The sequence below is a fragment of the Actinacidiphila sp. bgisy167 genome, from assembly GCF_057707665.1.
This window is the reverse complement of record NZ_JBYIQP010000026.1, coordinates 16,738-33,521: the sequence shown is the minus strand read 5'-3', so window position 1 is coordinate 33,521 and position 16,784 is coordinate 16,738. Positions and strand designations below refer to the sequence as shown.

Annotated in this window: 17 protein-coding genes and 1 pseudogene; 7 read left to right on the top strand and 11 right to left on the bottom strand. The window is 73.1% G+C overall.

Going from position 1 to position 16,784, the window contains the following annotated elements; all coding sequences use genetic code 11:
* Nucleotides 1-243 precede the first annotated feature (243 nt).
* A complete protein-coding gene (locus AC3ET4_RS13110; RefSeq protein WP_431948894.1) occupies nt 244-1,029 on the bottom strand; it encodes an alpha/beta hydrolase in 786 nt (261 codons plus the stop codon).
* A 100-nt stretch (nt 1,030-1,129) separates the two neighbouring features.
* On the opposite strand from AC3ET4_RS13110, the gene AC3ET4_RS13105 reads away from it, so the two are divergent.
* Both AC3ET4_RS13105 and AC3ET4_RS13100 read left to right on the top strand, forming a co-directional pair.
* Nucleotides 1,130-2,323, top strand: coding sequence for an adenosine deaminase (locus tag AC3ET4_RS13105; protein WP_431948893.1), 1,194 nt, complete (start codon nt 1,130-1,132; stop codon nt 2,321-2,323).
* Nucleotides 2,324-2,487: 164 nt separating this feature from the next.
* Complete coding sequence (locus tag AC3ET4_RS13100; RefSeq protein WP_431948892.1) at nt 2,488-2,823, top strand: hypothetical protein; 336 nt, start codon at nt 2,488-2,490, stop codon at nt 2,821-2,823.
* Between the two features lie 78 nt (nt 2,824-2,901).
* Here the strand turns inward: AC3ET4_RS13100 and AC3ET4_RS13095 are convergent.
* The 5 genes and pseudogenes from AC3ET4_RS13095 to AC3ET4_RS13075 form a co-directional block, all read right to left on the bottom strand.
* Nucleotides 2,902-3,101: pseudogene (locus tag AC3ET4_RS13095) on the bottom strand (PspC domain-containing protein).
* 83 nt (nt 3,102-3,184) lie between these two features.
* Nucleotides 3,185-3,730: a VanZ family protein gene (locus AC3ET4_RS13090; RefSeq protein ID WP_431948891.1), complete on the bottom strand. Its 546-nt coding sequence runs from the start codon at nt 3,728-3,730 to the stop codon at nt 3,185-3,187.
* The gene (locus AC3ET4_RS13085; protein ID WP_431948890.1) at nt 3,727-4,383 is read right to left on the bottom strand and encodes a hypothetical protein; all 657 of its coding nucleotides are present in this window, start codon (nt 4,381-4,383) and stop codon (nt 3,727-3,729) included. The genes AC3ET4_RS13090 and AC3ET4_RS13085 overlap by 4 nt, the downstream gene beginning before the upstream one ends.
* On the bottom strand, nt 4,380-6,032 hold the full coding sequence (locus AC3ET4_RS13080; protein WP_431948941.1) for an ATP-binding protein: 1,653 nt from the start codon (nt 6,030-6,032) through the stop codon (nt 4,380-4,382). The genes AC3ET4_RS13085 and AC3ET4_RS13080 overlap by 4 nt, the downstream gene beginning before the upstream one ends.
* A complete protein-coding gene (locus tag AC3ET4_RS13075; RefSeq protein WP_431948889.1) occupies nt 5,930-6,607 on the bottom strand; it encodes a response regulator in 678 nt (225 codons plus the stop codon). Before AC3ET4_RS13075 ends, AC3ET4_RS13080 begins: the two co-directional genes overlap by 103 nt.
* A 187-nt stretch (nt 6,608-6,794) precedes the next feature.
* Between AC3ET4_RS13075 and AC3ET4_RS13070 the strand changes: the two genes are divergently transcribed.
* On the top strand, nt 6,795-7,577 hold the full coding sequence (locus AC3ET4_RS13070) for a SigE family RNA polymerase sigma factor (RefSeq protein ID WP_431948888.1): 783 nt from the start codon (nt 6,795-6,797) through the stop codon (nt 7,575-7,577).
* 189 nt (nt 7,578-7,766) lie between these two features.
* On the opposite strand, the gene AC3ET4_RS13065 is transcribed toward AC3ET4_RS13070, so the two are convergent.
* Nucleotides 7,767-8,390 (bottom strand): uridine kinase family protein, encoded by a 624-nt coding sequence (locus AC3ET4_RS13065; protein WP_431948887.1) that lies wholly within the window; start codon nt 8,388-8,390, stop codon nt 7,767-7,769.
* Nucleotides 8,391-8,562: 172 nt separating this feature from the next.
* Between AC3ET4_RS13065 and AC3ET4_RS13060 the strand changes: the two genes are divergently transcribed.
* Nucleotides 8,563-8,913, top strand: a complete 351-nt coding sequence (locus AC3ET4_RS13060; RefSeq protein WP_431948886.1) for a hypothetical protein — start codon at nt 8,563-8,565, stop codon at nt 8,911-8,913.
* 119 nt (nt 8,914-9,032) lie between these two features.
* Here AC3ET4_RS13060 and AC3ET4_RS13055 read toward each other — a convergent pair whose 3' ends face one another.
* From AC3ET4_RS13055 to deoC, 3 genes are read right to left on the bottom strand one after another with little or no spacing between them, the layout of a single operon-like run.
* Nucleotides 9,033-9,926 (bottom strand): aldehyde dehydrogenase family protein, encoded by an 894-nt coding sequence (locus AC3ET4_RS13055; protein ID WP_431948885.1) that lies wholly within the window; start codon nt 9,924-9,926, stop codon nt 9,033-9,035.
* Nucleotides 9,919-11,415, bottom strand: coding sequence for an aldehyde dehydrogenase family protein (locus AC3ET4_RS13050; RefSeq protein WP_431948884.1), 1,497 nt, complete (start codon nt 11,413-11,415; stop codon nt 9,919-9,921). Before AC3ET4_RS13050 ends, AC3ET4_RS13055 begins: the two co-directional genes overlap by 8 nt.
* Nucleotides 11,416-11,424: 9 nt before the next feature.
* A complete protein-coding gene (deoC, locus tag AC3ET4_RS13045; protein ID WP_431948940.1) occupies nt 11,425-12,420 on the bottom strand; it encodes a deoxyribose-phosphate aldolase in 996 nt (331 codons plus the stop codon).
* Nucleotides 12,421-12,550: 130 nt separating this feature from the next.
* On the opposite strand from deoC, the gene AC3ET4_RS13040 reads away from it, so the two are divergent.
* The 3 genes from AC3ET4_RS13040 to AC3ET4_RS13030 all read left to right on the top strand — a co-directional run bounded on the left by AC3ET4_RS13040 (nt 12,551) and on the right by AC3ET4_RS13030 (nt 14,847).
* Nucleotides 12,551-13,153, top strand: a complete 603-nt coding sequence (locus AC3ET4_RS13040; protein ID WP_431948883.1) for a SigE family RNA polymerase sigma factor — start codon at nt 12,551-12,553, stop codon at nt 13,151-13,153.
* On the top strand, nt 13,153-14,115 hold the full coding sequence (locus tag AC3ET4_RS13035; protein WP_431948882.1) for a hypothetical protein: 963 nt from the start codon (nt 13,153-13,155) through the stop codon (nt 14,113-14,115). Before AC3ET4_RS13040 ends, AC3ET4_RS13035 begins: the two co-directional genes overlap by 1 nt.
* 78 nt (nt 14,116-14,193) lie before the next feature.
* Nucleotides 14,194-14,847, top strand: a complete 654-nt coding sequence (locus AC3ET4_RS13030; RefSeq protein ID WP_431948881.1) for a PH domain-containing protein — start codon at nt 14,194-14,196, stop codon at nt 14,845-14,847.
* 114 nt (nt 14,848-14,961) lie between these two features.
* Here AC3ET4_RS13030 and AC3ET4_RS13025 read toward each other — a convergent pair whose 3' ends face one another.
* Entirely contained in the window at nt 14,962-16,686 is a 1,725-nt protein-coding gene (locus tag AC3ET4_RS13025; protein ID WP_431948880.1) for a phospho-sugar mutase, read from the bottom strand.
* Between the last annotated feature and the right edge of the window lie 98 nt (nt 16,687-16,784).

The window sequence follows — 16,784 nt, the reverse complement described above, 5'->3', positions numbered from 1 at the left end:
CGGCCCTCCCCACTCCGGCAACGGCTCTCGGCTTGCTGGGCTCGCGTGTTCACCTGTCGTCGATCCCCGAGAAACCCAGCTGACGGCAGGCAGGACATCCCAGGTGGGGAACCGGCGCCCCCGACGGCGGGAGGCCGTCGGGGAGTACGACGGCGTGCCGATCCCGGACCTGCGTAGGCCGACTCCGTTGACTCCGCCGACCCCGCCCACCCCGCCGGCGCGAAGGCGGGACCCGCGGCCGCCTCAGCGCGCCCGCAACGAGCGGCCGAAACCCGAGGCCAGAGGCATGCGCAGGCCGAGCGGGGGAGGGGCGGCCAGCGCGTCGGCGACCGGGCGGGCGAAGGACCGCCCCAGCAGGTTGCCCAGGACGAAGTCGGAGGCCAGGGCGGCGACTTCCTCCCGGTGGTCGCGGAGCTGATGGCCTGCTGTGTGCACCTCGAAGCGGCACACGTCCCGGTTGACCTTCTTGACCCGTTCGGCCAGCCGGTAGGACAGACCGGGGTCGGTGGAGTCGTCGTTCGTGCCGTGCACGATCAGGACATGGCGGCCTATGAGCTGCTTGACCGGCTCGGGCTCGTGCGCGTCCGGCAGCCACGGGGCTATGGCGACCGCGCAGGTGACGGCCGGGTGGCCCGCCGCCCGCAACGCCGCACGGGCGCCCATGTCCATGCCGACCAGCGACACCGGCACGTCACCGTAACGGCGGACGACCTCGTCGACCGCCCATCGCGCGTCCTCGGCCGGGTGGTCGTTCCCGCCGTTCCAGCCGCGGAAGCGGTAGTGCACGACGTGCACGGCCAGGCCCTCGCCGCGGCCCGCGGCCCGCACCATACGGAGGGCCAGCGGCACCATCGCCGCAGCGGCCACGGGGGAGCGGCGGCGCGTGCTCGAGGCACGTCCGCCGGGCAGCAGCAGCACCGCGGCACGGACCGCCTCGCCGTCCGTCTCCCGCCAGGCCGCCGGGCTCAGACCCGGGGTCACCCTCTTCCCCAACCGCGCACCACGCACCGGTAAAGCTTGCGAAGCCATGGCGTAACCATGGCAGACGGCATGGTGCGCACGACCTGGTCGGCAGGTCAATATTCGGCATCACCCCGAGTTCTACGCGCATAGAGGGTATGTTTCGGGAATGACGAGCTCAAGCACGCTCCCCTTCCCCGCGGGCGCTGCGGGGGCCACCCCCACGCCCGAGCAGATCCGGCGCGCCCCCAAGGTGCTGCTACACGACCACCTCGACGGCGGCGTCCGCCCCGGCACCGTCGTCGACCTGGCCCGCGCGTCGGGCTACGACGGCTTGCCGGAGACCGATCCGGACAAGCTCGGCACCTGGTTCCGCGAGGCCGCCGACTCCGGCTCACTGGAGCGCTACCTGGAGACGTTCTCGCACACGGTGGGCGTCATGCAGACCCGCGAGGCGCTCACCCGGGTCGCCGCCGAGTGCGCCGAGGACCTCGCGGCCGACGGCGTCGTCTACGCCGAGGTGCGCTACGCCCCCGAACTCCACGTCGAAGGCGGGCTCTGCCTCGACGAGGTCGTGGAGGCCGTCAACGAGGGCTTCCGGGAGGGCGAACGGCGCGCCCGCGAGGCGGGCGGCCGGATCCGGGTGGGCGCCCTGCTCACCGCGATGCGGCACGCCGCCCGTTCGCAGGAGATCGCCGAACTCGCCATCCGCTACCGCGACCGGGGTGTCGTCGGTTTCGACATCGCGGGCGCCGAGGCCGGCTTCCCGCCCACCCGCCACCTCGACGCCTTCGAGTACCTCCAGCGGGAGAACTTCCACTTCACCATCCACGCCGGCGAGGCGTTCGGGCTGCCCTCCATCTGGCAGGCCCTCCAGTGGTGTGGCGCCGACCGGCTCGGCCACGGCGTGCGCATCATCGACGACATCCAGGTCGCCGACGACGGCACGGTCTCGCTCGGGCGGCTCGCCAACTATGTGCGCGACAAGCGCATCCCCCTGGAGATGTGCCCCACCAGCAACCTGCAGACCGGTGCGGCCGCCTCCTACGCGGAGCACCCCCTCGGCCTGCTGCGCCGGCTGCACTTCCGGGTCACGGTCAACACCGACAACCGCCTGATGAGCGGCACGACCATGAGCCGCGAGTTCACCGAACTGGTCGCCGCCTTCGGTCACACCCTCGACGACATGCAGTGGTTCACGGTCAACGCGATGAAGTCCGCTTTCATCCCTTTCGACGAACGTCTCGCGATGATCAATGACGTGATCAAGCCCGGGTACTCGGAGCTGAAAGCCGAGTGGCTGTTCCGCCAGACGACCGCCGCGACCGCCGTGGCCAGCGATTCCCCGCCGGAAGAGGGATGAGCGCCCGGCTGTCCGGCCCTGCGGCGTCGGACGGGGCGGCCCCCGGGCTGCCGCGCGGCGCTGCTTGCACCGCCCCGCCTTCCGTCGCTACGTTGCGACATCCCGCGAACACCTTCCGTGTGTGGCGCGGCGGACGCACCATTCCCCATCACGAGGACACCACCATGAAGACCGGAACCGTCAAGACTCTCGGTGCCGCCGCGCTGGGCGTGGCCTTCGTCGGGGCAGCCGCGGGCGCCGCCTCCGCCGCTCCGCTGCCCTCCGGCCTGGGCCTGCCGGACGCCGCGACCCTGCCGGCCGCCGTCCCGGCCTCGGTGCCGGTCTCCGGCGTCGCGAAGGCGGTCCCGGTCGACGCCGTCGCCGGCAGCCTGCCGGCCTCGGCCAAGCTCATCCCCGGCGCACAGAACACGCCCCAGGGCGTGAACACGCTGCTCGGCGGTCTCCCCGTCGGCGGCCAGCTCGGCCAGCTCCCGCTGCAGGGCCTGCCGATCGGCGGCTGAGCACCGCGAGACGAACGCCGGACGGGCCGCGCCCCCTCTTAAGGGGCGCGGCCCGTCGGTGCTCCGGGGCCCGTGGTGTCACACGGCGGCCCTGGCGCCTGTCTCGTTCGGCAGCAGCAGCCACAACGCGAGATAGAGCAGGAACTGCGGTCCCGGCAGCAGGCAGGACAGCAGGAAGATCACGCGCATCGTGGTGGCGGAGGTGCCGAACCGGTCTGCGAGCCCGGCGCAGACCCGGCGATCATCCGGCGCTGACGCGGGCGGACCAGTGCGGACATGGCGGGTGCTCCTTCGCGATCCGGGCCGGTCTCTCCGGCCGATGACATCACCGTAGGAGAGCGGACCACCGCGCGACGTCGCTCTACGGTGCGATCCCGACCCTGGGAAGCGTCGGGGTGCGTCCCTGAGCACCGCTCAGTTGATCCTGCCGACGGACGCTGCGCCGGTGCGCCCACGCGCGCGTCGCGGGCACCACGGCGAGGTGGGCCAGCGCGACGCCGGCCGTGTTCAGCAGCAGGGCGTCCACATCGAAGATCTGGCCCGGCACCCCGGTCTGGGCGAACTCCAGGGCGAGCGAGATCATCAGCCCCGCGAAGACCGTGCGCGCGAACGAGCCCGCCGCGGACACCCGTACCCGCCCTCCGGCCAGCGGCAGCAGCACACCCAGCGGGGCCAGCAGGGCCAGCCCCGTGCCGATCCGGCGGGCAGCCTCCGCGGGGCCCGTGGCGAGGTCGGAGCGGAGGGTGGCCAACGGTCGCAGGTTGGGCGCGTCCACCCAGGGCACGTACTGCGGGCGCAGTGTCAGCCACCCGACCAGAGCCAGATGGACGGCGGTGAGCACCAGTCCCACCGCGCGCACTTTCGGGTAAGAGCCGTCGCGCCGCACGTCTGGAAGGACGTCTGTCATTTCACGGCGGTTCCGGCGGTCTCCGCCGCCTCCGGGTCGGTGCGCAGGTCACCGGTGCAGGTGTAGCGGCGCACCGGGGTGCCGTCGGAGCCGCCCAGAAGAACCGAGCCGTCACCGGAGCCCACCGCCGATCCGGCGTAGGTGCACACCACCTGGGCGAGCGCGAACGGAGGCAGATCGCTCAGCGGGGCGCTGAGCCGCAGCGACCCGCGCGGGTCGCCGCGGCGCGGTCGCCCCACCGCCAGATCGCCCTGCACCGCCGTGGTGAACCCGGCCGACGCCTCGCCGGCGCGCGGCTTGCGCTGCAGCTCGCGCAGGAGCAGCGCGGCGGTGCCCAGCCGGTCCAGGCCCTCGGCCCGCACCGAGCGGCTCACCGCGGCCACCTGGGCGCTGCACACCAGATACACCCGCGCGGTCAGTCCCCTGGGCGACGCGGAGGCCGTCGCCGTGGTGGTGGCCTCCTCGTCCGGCACCGCGCAGGACACGCGGGACGGCGCCGGCCCCGCGTCCACCGGCACAGAGGTGGTGCGGATGCCGCAGCCCGCCAGCAGGACGACGCCGAGCAGGACGAGGAGCGGGGCACGCCGGGCGGCGGCGCCCGCTGGGCGGGCGCCCGGGGCGTCCGGCGCCGTCTCCCGGGACGGCTGCGTCATGTGCTGTCGTTCCCTTCCCCGGGCTCCGCCGCCCGGCCCGCCTCGGTGCGCATCGGCAGCCGCAGCGTGAACACCGCGCCGCCCCCGGGGTTGTTGGCCGCGGAGATCTCCCCGCCGTGGATGTGGGCGTTCTCCAAGGCGATGGACAGGCCCAGGCCGCTTCCCTCGGAACGGGCCCGGGAGGCGTCCGCCTTGAAGAACCGGTCGAAGACGTGCGGCAGTATGTCCTCCGGGATGCCGGGGCCGTTGTCGGCGACCTCGACGACGAGTTCGTCCCCGTCCTGCCGGACCCTGACCCGGACCGGCGAGCCGCCGTGCTTGAGGGCGTTGCCGATCAGGTTGGCGAGGATCACGTCGATGCGACGCGGGTCGAGCTGCGCGATGATGCCGCGCGGCGCGTCCAGTTCCACCGCGTCGAGCCAGGCGCGGGCGTCGATGCAGGCGGTGACCAGGTCGGAGACGTCCACGTCGTCCAGGACCAGGCGCGCGGTGCCCGCGTCGAAGCGGGTCACCTCCATCAGGTTCTCCACCAGCTCCCCCAGCCGCTTGGTCTCGCTCACCACCAACCGCACCGCGGGAGCGATCATCGGGTCGAGCGAGTCCGTCTCCTCCTCCAGCACCTCCGTCACGGCGGTGATCGCGGTCAGCGGGGTGCGCAGCTCGTGCGACATGTCGGCGACGAAGCGGCGGCTGGCCGCCTCACGCTGGCTGAGCTCGTCGACCCGCCGCTCCAGCCGCTCGGCGGTGCGGTTGAACGTCCGCGACAGCTCGGCGAGTTCGTCGGTGCCGGTGACCCGCAGGCGGGTGTCGAGCTTGCCCTCGCCGAGCCGCCTGGCGGCCTCGCCGAGACGTGCCACCGGCCGCAGCACGGTGGACGCGGCGGCCTGGGCCAGCAGCGCCGCCCCGATCAGGGCGAGGGCGGTGGCGATCCCGAGCGACCAGGCCAGCGAGTTGAGGTCCTTGCGCTCGGCCTCCAGCGACTTGAACATGTAGCCGGTCGGCCCGCCGCCGATCACCTTGGCCCCGCCCACCAGGTACGGCTGGTCGTCGAGGGTGACCCGCTGCCAGTACAGGTGGTACTCCGCGGGGTCGCCCGTCTTGGGGTTGCGCTTGCTGACGGCCTTGCGCAGCCTCAGGGGCACGGCGTCCAGCGAGAAGCCGTCGCTCTGCGACTTGGTCGCGCAGCGCTCGCCGTCCGGGCCGGTGCCGATCAGCAGTACCTGGTAGTTCTGGGTGCCGGCGCCGATGCCGCGCGCCGCGTCGGCCAGCTTGTCGCAGGACGGATGGCGCGGCAGCGAGCCCGCGTTGCGGGTCATCGAGGCGCGGAAGTCGTTGAGGGCGGCGTTCTGGGCGCGGGTCAGCACGGCGTCGCGGTTGAGCCAGTAGGCGATGCCGGAGGCGGAGACGGCGGCCGCCAGTGCCACGGCGGCGAAGACGGCGACCAGGCGCAGCCGGAGACTGGTGAGCCGCAGCAGCCGTGACCTCCAGCCGCTCAGCGGCCGATCCGCATCGTCGTCACCGGCCGTGTCCTGGTGGTCGGGTCGACTCACGCCGGTGCGTCCAAGCGGTACCCGACACCCCGGACGGTACGGATCAGGGTCGGCGAGGAGGGCACGTCCTCGATCTTGGCGCGCAGCCGCTGCACGCAGGCGTCCACCAGCCGCGAGTCGCCGAGGTAGTCGTGCTCCCACACCAGGCGCAGCAACTGCTGCCGGGACAGGGCCTGCCCGGGGCGGCGGCTCAGCTCCAGCAGCAGCCGCAGCTCGGTCGGAGTGAGTTGCAGGTCCTCGCCGTTCTTGGTGACGGTCATCGCCGAGCGGTCGATGACGATGCTGCCGAAGGCGGCCGAGTCGGTGCTGTCGCGCTCGCCCCGGCGCAGCACGGCGCGGATACGGGCGTCCAGGACGCGCGGCTGGATGGGCTTGACGACGTAGTCGTCGGCGCCGGACTCCAGGCCCACCACCACGTCGATGTCGTCGCTGCGCGCGGTCAGCAGGATGATCGGCAGCTGGTCGGTGCGGCGGATGCGCCGGCAGACCTCGAAGCCGTCGATGCCCGGCAGCATCACGTCCAGCACGATCAGGTCCGGCCGGTGCTCGCGCAGCAGCTGCAGCCCGTCCTCGCCCGTGGCCGCGGCCACCACACGGTGGCCCTGGCGCGACAGGGCGAGTTCGAGGCTCGCTCGGATGGCGTCGTCGTCCTCGATCAGCAACAGGAAAGGCACCCTCGCATTCTCTCCCAAGAGGGCACCCGGTAGGTACCGCCGTGGTCTGTTGCGCGGTTGTGACACTCGGCGGACAGCGCCATGAAACTGGCCGGGCACGCTAGTGGTCATCGACGGGGACGCCATCGGGCGGCCCCCGCCGGAGGGGTACGACGACCGGACCGGCTCCACCCACGGGGGGCGCGAAATGAACGCACTGCACAGCACGACGGCCACCGCAGTCCTTCAGCCGCGCCTGCACACCGCGGGACGTGACGCCGAGATGCCCGCTGCCGCGAGGCGCGGGGGCGGGTGCGCCCGTGGCGCCGTTCGCCAGGCCCTCCGCAACCGGCCGTCCTACATCACGGCGATCGAGGGCGGTCAGGGCGGTCAGGGCGGTCAGGGCATTCAGGGTATTCAGGGCGAGGACACGGGGCCCCGGGAGATCCCGGGGCAGCGGTGCTTCACCGCGGACGCGGACTTCACCGCCTACGTCCAGGAGCGCCGGGCCTCCCTGTACGCGACCGCCTACCACCTGACGGGCGACCGGCACGAGGCGGAGGACCTGCTGCAGACCGCGCTGTTCTCCACCTACCGCGCCTGGGACCGGATCAGCGACAAGGCCGCGGTCGGCGGCTACCTGCGGCGGACCATGACCAACCTGCACATCAGCGCCTGGCGGCGCCGCAAGCTCAACGAGTACCCGACCGAGGAGCTGCCGGAGACGGTGGGCGAGACGGACGCGATGCGCGGCACCGAGCTGCGGGCCGTGCTGTGGCAGGCACTGGCCAAGCTTCCGGAGCCGCAGCGCACGATGCTGGTGCTCCGTTACTACGAGGGCCGCACCGACCCGGAGATCGCCAAGATCCTGGGCATCAGCGTCGGCACGGTCAAGAGCAGCATCTGGCGCTCCCTGCGCCGGCTGCGTGAGGACGCGACGCTCAGCGCGGGCGTCGACGAGGCGGCGGCGTTCGGCGAGTTGGTGGCCTGACGCCGGGGGGAACCGGGGGAACAGGGGGGAACGGGCTCCGGGTCGGGGGACACGGGGGAACGGGGCCCGGCCCGGGGGAACGGGGGGACCACCGGGGGAACGGGAAGCACGAGGGAGCGGTCGCACGGCGGGGGGTCCGTGCGCACCGCTCCCTCGTGCATGTCCGAAGGGACCCGCGTGCCGCCGGTCTCAGACCCGGACGGCGGCCGGTGGGGCGGTCGCGCGACCGATCCGTTCCACCGCCTCGTCCCGGTCGCACACATGCGCCCCGAGCTCCGCGTGGCGGGCGACGATGCCCCGCTCCGCGCGCATCAGGTTCCAGCCGCGGCGCAGCAGGAAGGGCAGCGACTTGCGCCCCTCGCGCAGGTCCCGGACGAAGCGGCGGCGGGCGGTGGTGACCGCGCCGCGGCTCAGGCACAGGGCGTCGGCGAGCAGGCCGAGTTCGGCGCAGCGCGCGACGATGTCGGCGGCGAAGATGCCCTCGGCGATGAAGAGCGGAGCCCCGGCGAGGCCGATCTGCGTCCGTCCGGTGAGGGAGCTGGTGGCGATGTCGTAGACCGGAACGGCGGTCCGGCCCGTGGCGCACAGCTCCGCGACGGCGGCGACGGCGGCGTCGGCGTTCCACGACCGGGGGGAGTCCCAGTCCGTGCCGATGCCGCTCGGCAGCATCGGGAGGGACGGGTCGTCACCCTCCTTGTAGAAGTCGTCCAGCCGTAGGACGGGCAGGCCGGTGCGGGCGGCGAGGGAGGACTTGCCGGACCCGGAGGGGCCGGTCAGCAGGATCACGCGGGCGGCGGGAGGGCGAGAGCTCACGGGACACCAGTGTGACGCATTCCGTCTTTGGAGTGACCCGCCGGGACATGCTTTGGATGCGTGATGTTCAACCAACTACGGTTGGTGACGTCATTGTCGCGTTAGGCGACGGCCGTCGCGCCGTCCGCTGACCGGTCCGTGCGCGGGCCGGCGACCAGGCAGGTGGATCCTCATGCCGCAGTTCTCCCGTCATCTCCTCCGCGCCGCCGTGCTCGCGGTGTCGTCCGTCGCGGCCGTCGCCTCCGCGGGGGCGGCGCACGCGGACGCCCGAAGCGGAGGTGAGGCCACGCTCGCCGAGAACGGCCGGGCCGCGACGTCTGCCCTGGTCGGCACGGTGAACCACCTGCCGGTCAACCCGCTCGCGCGGACGGCAGTCAACCCGCTGGACAATTCCGTGGGTTCGCAGGTCGCCGACTTCAAGCCGGTCTCCACGGCGTACGTCACCAAGCCGGTCGCCGACAGCCGCACCGTCGCCGACCTGCCGCTGGTCGGCGACGGCGTCGGCAAGCTGCAGCGCGGCTGACGCCGTCGCCGGTACAGGCGAGCGGCGGGCCTCCGCGCCGACGCATCGGTCGTGGGGGCCGTACGGCCGTGCGGGCGCCGCCCGTCCCGGTGACGGGACGGGCCGCCGGGGGGAAGCGGTCAGTAGGCGGAACCCGAGGACGCGCCGGCCCCGGCCGGATGCCAGACGGTCTTGGTCTCCAGGAAGGCCGTCATCCGGTCCGTGCCGGGCTCGGCGGCCCAGTCCACAGCCTGTGGACGGAGCACGCGCTTGAGGTTGTCCGCGGCGGCGACCTCCAGTTCCTTCGCGAGCTCGGGGTCGTCCACCGTCCCGGCCAGGTCCAGCGCGTTGACGTCCATGTGCGCGGCGAGCGTCGGAGCGACCTCGGAGGCGCGGCCGGAGAGGATGTTGACGACCCCGCCCGGCAGGTCGGAGGTGGCCAGTACCTCGCCCAGCGACAGCGCGGGCAGCGGGGCCCGCTCGCTGGTCACCACGACCGCGGTGTTGCCGGTGGCGATCACCGGGGCGATCACCGAGACCAGACCCAGGAAGGACGACTCCTGGGGCGCGACGACCGCGACGACACCGGTCGGCTCGGGGCTCGACAGGTTGAAGTACGGCCCCGCCACCGGGTTGGCGCCGCCCACGACCTGAGCGATCTTGTCCGTCCAGCCCGCGTACCAGACCCAGCGGTCGATCGCGGCGTCCACCACGGCCGCCGCCTTGGACTTCGACAGCCCCTCGGCCTGGCCTACCTCGCGGACGAACTGCTCCCGGCGGCCCTCGAGCATCTCCGCGACGCGGTAGAGGATCTGCCCCCGGTTGTACGCGGTCGCGCCCGACCAGCCGCCGAACGCCTTGCGGGCGGCGGACACCGCGTCACGGGCGTCCTTGCGGGAGGACTGCGGGGCGTTGGCGAGCCACGCGCCCTTGGAGTCGGTCACCTCGTACACCCGCCCGCTCTCGCTGCGGGGGAATTTGCCCCCGACGAACAGCTTGTAGGTCTTGAAGACGGACAGCCTTGCGTCAGACATCGAGGTACGCCTCCAGACCGTGGCGGCCGCCCTCGCGGCCGAAGCCCGACTCCTTGTAGCCGCCGAAGGGCGAGGTCGGGTCGAACTTGTTGAACGTGTTGGCCCACACCACCCCGGCCCGGAGCTGGTTCGCGACCGAGAGGATGCGCGAGCCCTTCTCCGTCCAGATCCCGGCGGACAGCCCGTACGGGGTGTTGTTGGCCTTCTCCACGGCCTCGGCCGGCGTGCGGAAGGTCAGCACCGACAGCACCGGGCCGAAGACCTCCTCGCGGGCGATGCGGTGCGCCTGGGTCACCCCGGTGAACACGGTGGGAGCGAACCAGTAGCCCGTGGAGGGCAGTTCGCACGCGGGCGACCAGCGCTCGGCGCCCTCGGCCTCGCCGGCCTCGGCGAGCTCGGTGATCCTGGCGAGCTGCTCGGCGGAGTTGATGGCCCCGATGTCGGTGTTCTTGTCCAGCGGGTCGCCGAGGCGCAGCGTCGACAGCCGGCGCTTGAGCGCGTCCAGCACCTCGTCCGCGACGGACTCCTGGACGAGCAGCCGGGAGCCCGCGCAGCAGACCTGGCCCTGGTTGAAGAAGATGCCGCCCACGATGCCCTCGACCGCCTGGTCGACCGGCGCGTCGTCGAAGACGATGTTGGCGCCCTTGCCGCCCAGTTCCAGGGTGAGCTTCTTGCGGCTGCCGGCGACGGTGCGGGCGATCTGCTTGCCGACGGCGGTGGAGCCCGTGAAGGCGACCTTGTCGACGCCCTCGTGGGCCACCAGCGCGGCGCCGGCGTCCCCGTAGCCGGGGAGGATGTTGACGACGCCCCTGGGCAGGCCCGCCTGGCGGCAGATGTCGGCGAAGAACAGGGCCGACAGGGGGGTGGTCTCGGCCGGCTTGAGGACGACCGTGTTGCCGGTGGCCAGCGCCGGGGCGATCTTCCACGCCAGCATCAGCAGGGGGAAGTTCCAGGGGATGACCTGGCCGGCCACGCCCAGCGGGCGGGGGTCCGGGCCGAAGCCGGCGTGCGCGAGCTTGTCGGCCCAGCCCGCGTAGTAGAAGAAGTGCGCGGCGACCAGCGGGAGGTCGGCGTCGCGGGTCTCCTTGATCGGCTTGCCGTTGTCCAGTGTCTCCAGCACCGCCAGCTCGCGCGAGCGCTCCTGGATGATCCGGGCGATGCGGAACAGGTACTTGGCGCGTTCCGAGCCGGGCAGCGCCGACCAGGAGGCGAAGGCCTTGCGGGCGGCCCGCACGGCCCGGTCGACGTCCGCCTCGCCGGCCCGGGCGACCTCGGAGAGAACCTCCTCGCTGGAGGGGCTCACCGTCTTGAAGGCCCGGCCGTCGGCGGCGTCGGTGAACTCGCCGTCGATGAACAGGCCGTAAGAGGGGGCGATGTCGACGACGGAACGGGACTCCGGCGCCGGCGCGTAGGCGAAGGCGGAGCCCGGCTTCGGCTGCCCGGCCGGCGGGGTCTGCTGGGGCTGCTGGTTGTGCTTGGTCTTGGTCATCGTGAGTTCTCAGTCCACCGTCACGTAGTCGGGACCGGAGTAGCGGCCGGTGCTCAGCTTCTGGCGCTGCATGAGCAGATCGTTCAGCAGGCTGGACGCGCCGAACCGGAACCACTCGTTGCTCAGCCACTCGTCGCCCACGGTCTCGTTGACGAGGACCAGGAACTTGATGGCGTCCTTGGAGGTGCGGATGCCGCCGGCCGGCTTCACGCCGACCTGCACGCCCGTGGCGGCGCGGAAGTCGCGCACGGCCTCGAGCATCAGCAGGGTGTTGGCGGGGGTGGCGTTGACCGCGACCTTGCCGGTGGAGGTCTTGATGAAGTCCGCGCCGGCGAGCATGCCGAGCCAGGAGGCGCGGCGGATGTTGTCGTACGTCGCGAGCTCGCCGGTCTCGAAGATCACCTTGAGGCGGGCGGAGCTGCCGTCAGGGCGGCGGCATGCCTCCTTGACCGCCTTGATCTCCTCGAAGACCTTCAGGTACCGGCCGGACAGGAAGGCGCCCCGGTCGATGACCATGTCCACTTCGTCGGCGCCCGCGGCCACCGCGTCGGCGGTGTCGGCCAGCTTGACCGGCAGCGCGGCCCGCCCGGCGGGGAAGGCGGTGGCGACGGAGGCGACACGCACGCCGGAGCCGCCGAGGGCCTCCTTGGCCGTCGCGACCATGTCCGGGTAGACGCAGATCGCGGCGACCCGCGGGGTCGCGCGGTCGGTCGGGTCCGGGTTGACGCCCTTGGCGGACAGCGCCCGGACCTTGCCCGGGGTGTCGGCGCCCTCGAGTGTGGTGAGGTCGATCATCGAGATCGCGAGGTCGATGGCGTACGCCTTCGCCGTGGTCTTGATCGAGCGGGTGCCGAGGCTTGCGGCGCGGGCTTCGAGGCCGACCGCGTCGACGCCGGGCAGCCCGTGCAGGAAGCGGCGCAGCGCGGCGTCGGAGGCCGTGACGTCGGCCATGGACGCCAGCCGGGCCGCGGCGTCGGGGCCGTGAGCGGGAACAGTGCTGGGCATGGTCACCAGGCCAGCATATCTACGCGCGTAGCGGATGTCACCGGTCGGGATGGGTCTGTTCGGACTCGCAGGCGGGGCCCGGCAACCGAATCGGCGGAACCGGTGGTCTGGTGGGTGAAGGGGGTCATCGATGAATCCAGACGACGAGGCGGAATTCCAAGGCTACGTCCGCGCCAGATGGACCCATCTGGTCAGGACCGCCTATCTGCTCACAGGTGACGGGCATCACGCCGAGGACCTGGCGCAGACGGCGTTGGCCAAGGCCTATCGGTCCTGGCGGCGGGTGCAGCGCAGCGACAATCCGGACGCGTATGTGCGGCGGATCCTGATCAGCTGCAACAAGGACCGCTTCCGCAAGAAACGCGTGGCCGAACGGCTCACAGACATACCGCCCGAAGGTGCGGGGGCCGACCCCACCGCGCGGGTGGCGCAGCGCGAGGTGCTGCTGGCGGCGCTCGGTGAGCTGCCCGCACGGCAGCGGGCCGTGGTCGTGCTGCGGTACTGGGACGACCTGTCGGAGACCGAGGTGGCCCACGTGCTGGGCTGCTCGGCCGGCACGGTCAAGAGCCAGGCGGCCCGGGGCCTGGCCAAGCTGCGGGCCCGGCTGGGCACGGCCGTGCCGGCTGCGGAGCCCGTCGGCGCCGGGGCGGCCGCGGGGCCCGGGGCTGGGGCGAGCGCTGGGACGGGGCCGTGGGGCATGGCGAAGGACGCGAAGGTCGGAGGAGGAGCCTGATGAGGGACATGGGGAACACGCCGGGGCACGGCCCCGCGGACGGTGACACGGAGTTCGAGGCGCGGCTGCGCGAGCTCCTCGAGGAACAGACGGACGTGCTGCGCACGGGCGAGGCGCCCTACGCCACGATCGTGCGGCACGGCAGGACGAGCCGCAGACGCCGGGTGCTCGCCGCGGGGGCGGGGCTGGCGGCGCTGGTCGCGGTGCCCGGCACGGCCATCGCGATGCACTACCAGCCAGACGCTGCCCAGCCCGCGAATGACACCCGCCTGTCGGCGCCGGCGAGCGCCGCCGAGTCGCACTCGTCCGCCCCGGGGCGGACGAGCGCGTCGCCCGGCGGGCCCGCGGGCCCGGCGACACCGGGGCAGCTGGCCGACGGGATCACGATGGAGCAGGCGGCCGAGGTACTGGGGAGGTGCCTCGCGTACAGCGGGGAACACCGACCCAAGGGGTTCCCCTTCGCACGCGACTACGGGAACGCCGAGGACTACCGCGTGATACTCGCGCTGAACGCCTCAGGTGACGAGAACTCCCCGGGCGATGGCATCCGCGTCGTGGCGGTCGCAACCGTGGACGGCAACCCCGTCCGTCTGATCTGCACGGACAAGAACGGGGAGGCGGGCAGTGTCGGCAGCAGTGTCGGAGCGGACGGCGCTGCGGGCCGTGGGCCCGTCGTGCCGGACGACAACGGCTACCAGCTCTACAAGGAGTACGGCGCCACCGGACCGCGGCTGCCCATCAAGCTTCCCTTCCGCTGGGGCAGCATCGGCACGGTCGACCCCGGGGTCGCCAAGGTCACCGTTTCCTGGGGCGGCGTCACGCAGCAGGCCGCGCTCGACCACGGCTACTTCGTCGCGACCGGGATACTCACCGCGCCGGAGGAATCCCTGCCCCACATCCAGGGCTACGACGCTGCGGGCAAGCGCGTCTACGACTCGCGAAAGGACAAGGCGTACCAGTAGGCGAGCGCTGACGCCGATGCACTAACGCAACCTCCGCGCCGCCCGGCGAAGCTCCGGGGTCAGGCACAATCTGATCTCATGACGAGCTCCAAGAACCCCGCCCCCGAACCGCAGCCCGGCCCCGGGCAGCCGAAGTACGCCGAGCGGTCCTTCCGCTCGGCGGCCGGTGTCGCCGGCGGTGCGCTCATGCTCGCCATCACGCTGTGGCTCGGCATCGACGCGATCGTCCGCGGCACGGGGAACACCCCCTGGGTGGCCCTCGCGCTGATGCTGCTGATCGTGCCGCTGATCGTCGCGTTCACCCTGCGCCCGGTGGTCCGGGCCGGCGAGGACCGCATCCTGGTCCGCAATCCCTTCCGCACCATCAGCGCGTCCTGGGGCGCTGTGGAGGGGCTGCGCGCGGGGTACTCGACCGAGCTGTTCGCGGAGGGCAGGAAGTACCAGATGTGGGCCATCCCGGTGTCGATGCGGGCGCGCAAGCGGGCGGCGCGGGCCGCCTCGCGCGCGGCCACCGGGGGCGAGCCGGGCGTGACCCCGGGGTCCCGTGCCGGCACCGAGGACGCGACCAGGGCCTGGTCCGACCGCGTGGTGGACGAGCTGCGCGAGCTCGCGCAGCGGCACGGCGGCCGGGAAGGCGCTCCCAGCGAGGTCACGGTCCGCTGGGCGTTCGAGGTGATCGCCCCGGCGGTGGCCGGTGCGGTCGTGCTGATTGTGCTGCTCGCCATCGGCTGAGCGCGCACCGGACGCGGTGCTCGCCCATCGGCTGAGCACCCGCAGGGACGGGGATGACGCGGCCCCGCGCCCGCGCCGGGAAGGGCCGGCTCGGGGCGGCGCCACCCCGCGGGGTCACGGGCGTGCCGCGGCCTCGTCCCCGGGGAGCCCGGCGGCGGTCGCGAGGTCGGCCTTGACGGCCGCCAGGACCTCGGCTGCCTGCGCGCGGACCGCTGCCAGCCGGTCGGCGCCCGGCACGGACAGCACGACCTCCAGGTAGCACTTCAGCTTGGGCTCCGTGCCGCTCGGCCGCACGATCACCCGGGCCGATTCGACACCGGCGTCCGGGGAGCCGGCCAGCCGGTAGCGAAGCCCGTCGGTGGGCGGCAACTCCGCACTGCCCTTGGCGAGGTCCTCGGCGGTGACGACGGAGAGTCCGGCCAGCGAGCTGGGCGGCCGCTCGCGCAGCCGGCTCATCGCGTCGTCGATGACCGACAGGTCGGCGACCCGCACCGAGAGCTGATCGGTGGCGTGCAGCCCGTACTCCAGGGCGATGTCGTCCAGCAGGTCGGCGAGCGTGCGGCCCTTGGCCTTGAGCTCGGCGGTCAGCTCCGCCACGGCCAGGGCGGCGGTGACACCGTCCTTGTCGCGCACCCCCGCGGGGTCGACGCAGTAGCCGAGCGCCTCCTCGTAGCCGAAGCGCAGGCCCTCCACCCGGGAGATCCACTTGAAGCCGGTCAGGGTCTCGGCGTAGGGCAGGCCCGCGCGGGCCGCGATGCGGGACAGCAGGGAGGAGGAGACGATGCTGGCCGCGAAGGTGCCGATGGCCCGGCGGTGCACCAGATGGGTGGCGAGCAGCGCGCCGACCTCGTCGCCGCGCAGCATCCGCCAGCCGCCCGCGGCGGCGCGGTCGGGCACGGCCACGGCGCAGCGGTCGGCGTCGGGGTCGTTGGCGATGACGATGTCGGGGCCGAGCGCCCGGGCGGCGGCGAAGGCCAGGTCCATCGCCCCCGGCTCCTCCGGGTTGGGGAAGGCGACGGTCGGGAAGTCCGGGTCGGGCTCGCCCTGTTCGGCGACGACGTGCGGAGCGGGGAACCCGGCCCGCACGAAGGCGGCGGTCAGCACATCGCGACCCACCCCGTGCAGGGGGGTGTAGACCACCGAGACGTCGCGCGGGGTGTGCCGGTCCACGACGGAGGAGGCGCGGTCCAGGTAGGCCTCCACGACCTCCTCGCCGAGCGTCTCCCAGCCCTCGTCGGCCAGCGGCACGCCGGCGAGCGGGCCGACCGCGGCGATCTCCTCGGCGATCCCGGCGTCGGCGGGAGGGACGATCTGCGAGCCGTCGCCCAGGTAGACCTTGTAGCCGTTGTCGCGCGGAGGGTTGTGACTCGCGGTCACCGCGACGCCCGCGACCGCGCCGAGATGGCGGATGGCGAAGGCCAGCACGGGTGTCGGCAGCGGGCCGGGCAGCACGGCCGCCCGCAGGCCGGCGCCGACCATGACGGAGGCGGTGTCGCGGGCGAAGTCCACCGACTTGTGGCGGGCGTCGTGTCCCACGACGACCAGCCCGTCGCCCTGTCCCCGCGCCTTGAGGTAGGCGGCCAGACCGGCGGCGGCCCGGATGACCACGGAGCGGTTCATGCGCATGGGGCCGGCGCCGAGTTCCCCGCGCAGTCCCGCCGTGCCGAACTGCAGGGTGCCCGCGAACCTGGCCGCGAGGTCGTCGGCCGCGGCCGTGTCACCGGCCTCGACGGCCGCGAGCAGGGCCTCGAGCTCGGCTCGGGTGTCGGGGTCCGGGTCCTCGGCCAGCCAGGTGCGCGCCTGAGGGATCAGTTCCGCGTTCTCGCTTGCGCTTGCCACGTGATCTCCTGCGATGTCTCGGTCTTCGGTGCCGACCGCGCCGCGCTCGGGTCGGCCTGGCCTCGGCCCGTCGTGCCGTGACGGGTGCCTCGGCGGAA

Excerpts from the sequence above, each read along its gene's own strand:
- AC3ET4_RS13110 (WP_431948894.1), bottom strand. The coding sequence starts at position 1,029 with ATGGCTTCGCAAGCTTTACCGGTGCGTGGTGCGCGGTTGGGGAAGAGG.
- AC3ET4_RS13105 (WP_431948893.1), top strand. The coding sequence starts at position 1,130 with ATGACGAGCTCAAGCACGCTCCCCTTCCCCGCGGGCGCTGCGGGGGCC.
- AC3ET4_RS13100 (WP_431948892.1), top strand. The coding sequence starts at position 2,488 with ATGAAGACCGGAACCGTCAAGACTCTCGGTGCCGCCGCGCTGGGCGTG.
- AC3ET4_RS13090 (WP_431948891.1), bottom strand. The coding sequence starts at position 3,730 with ATGACAGACGTCCTTCCAGACGTGCGGCGCGACGGCTCTTACCCGAAA.
- AC3ET4_RS13085 (WP_431948890.1), bottom strand. The coding sequence starts at position 4,383 with ATGACGCAGCCGTCCCGGGAGACGGCGCCGGACGCCCCGGGCGCCCGC.
- AC3ET4_RS13070 (WP_431948888.1), top strand. The coding sequence starts at position 6,795 with ATGAACGCACTGCACAGCACGACGGCCACCGCAGTCCTTCAGCCGCGC.
- AC3ET4_RS13060 (WP_431948886.1), top strand. The coding sequence starts at position 8,563 with ATGCCGCAGTTCTCCCGTCATCTCCTCCGCGCCGCCGTGCTCGCGGTG.
- AC3ET4_RS13055 (WP_431948885.1), bottom strand. The coding sequence starts at position 9,926 with ATGTCTGACGCAAGGCTGTCCGTCTTCAAGACCTACAAGCTGTTCGTC.
- AC3ET4_RS13050 (WP_431948884.1), bottom strand. The coding sequence starts at position 11,415 with ATGACCAAGACCAAGCACAACCAGCAGCCCCAGCAGACCCCGCCGGCC.
- deoC (WP_431948940.1), bottom strand. The coding sequence starts at position 12,420 with ATGCCCAGCACTGTTCCCGCTCACGGCCCCGACGCCGCGGCCCGGCTG.
- AC3ET4_RS13040 (WP_431948883.1), top strand. The coding sequence starts at position 12,551 with ATGAATCCAGACGACGAGGCGGAATTCCAAGGCTACGTCCGCGCCAGA.
- AC3ET4_RS13035 (WP_431948882.1), top strand. The coding sequence starts at position 13,153 with ATGAGGGACATGGGGAACACGCCGGGGCACGGCCCCGCGGACGGTGAC.
- AC3ET4_RS13030 (WP_431948881.1), top strand. The coding sequence starts at position 14,194 with ATGACGAGCTCCAAGAACCCCGCCCCCGAACCGCAGCCCGGCCCCGGG.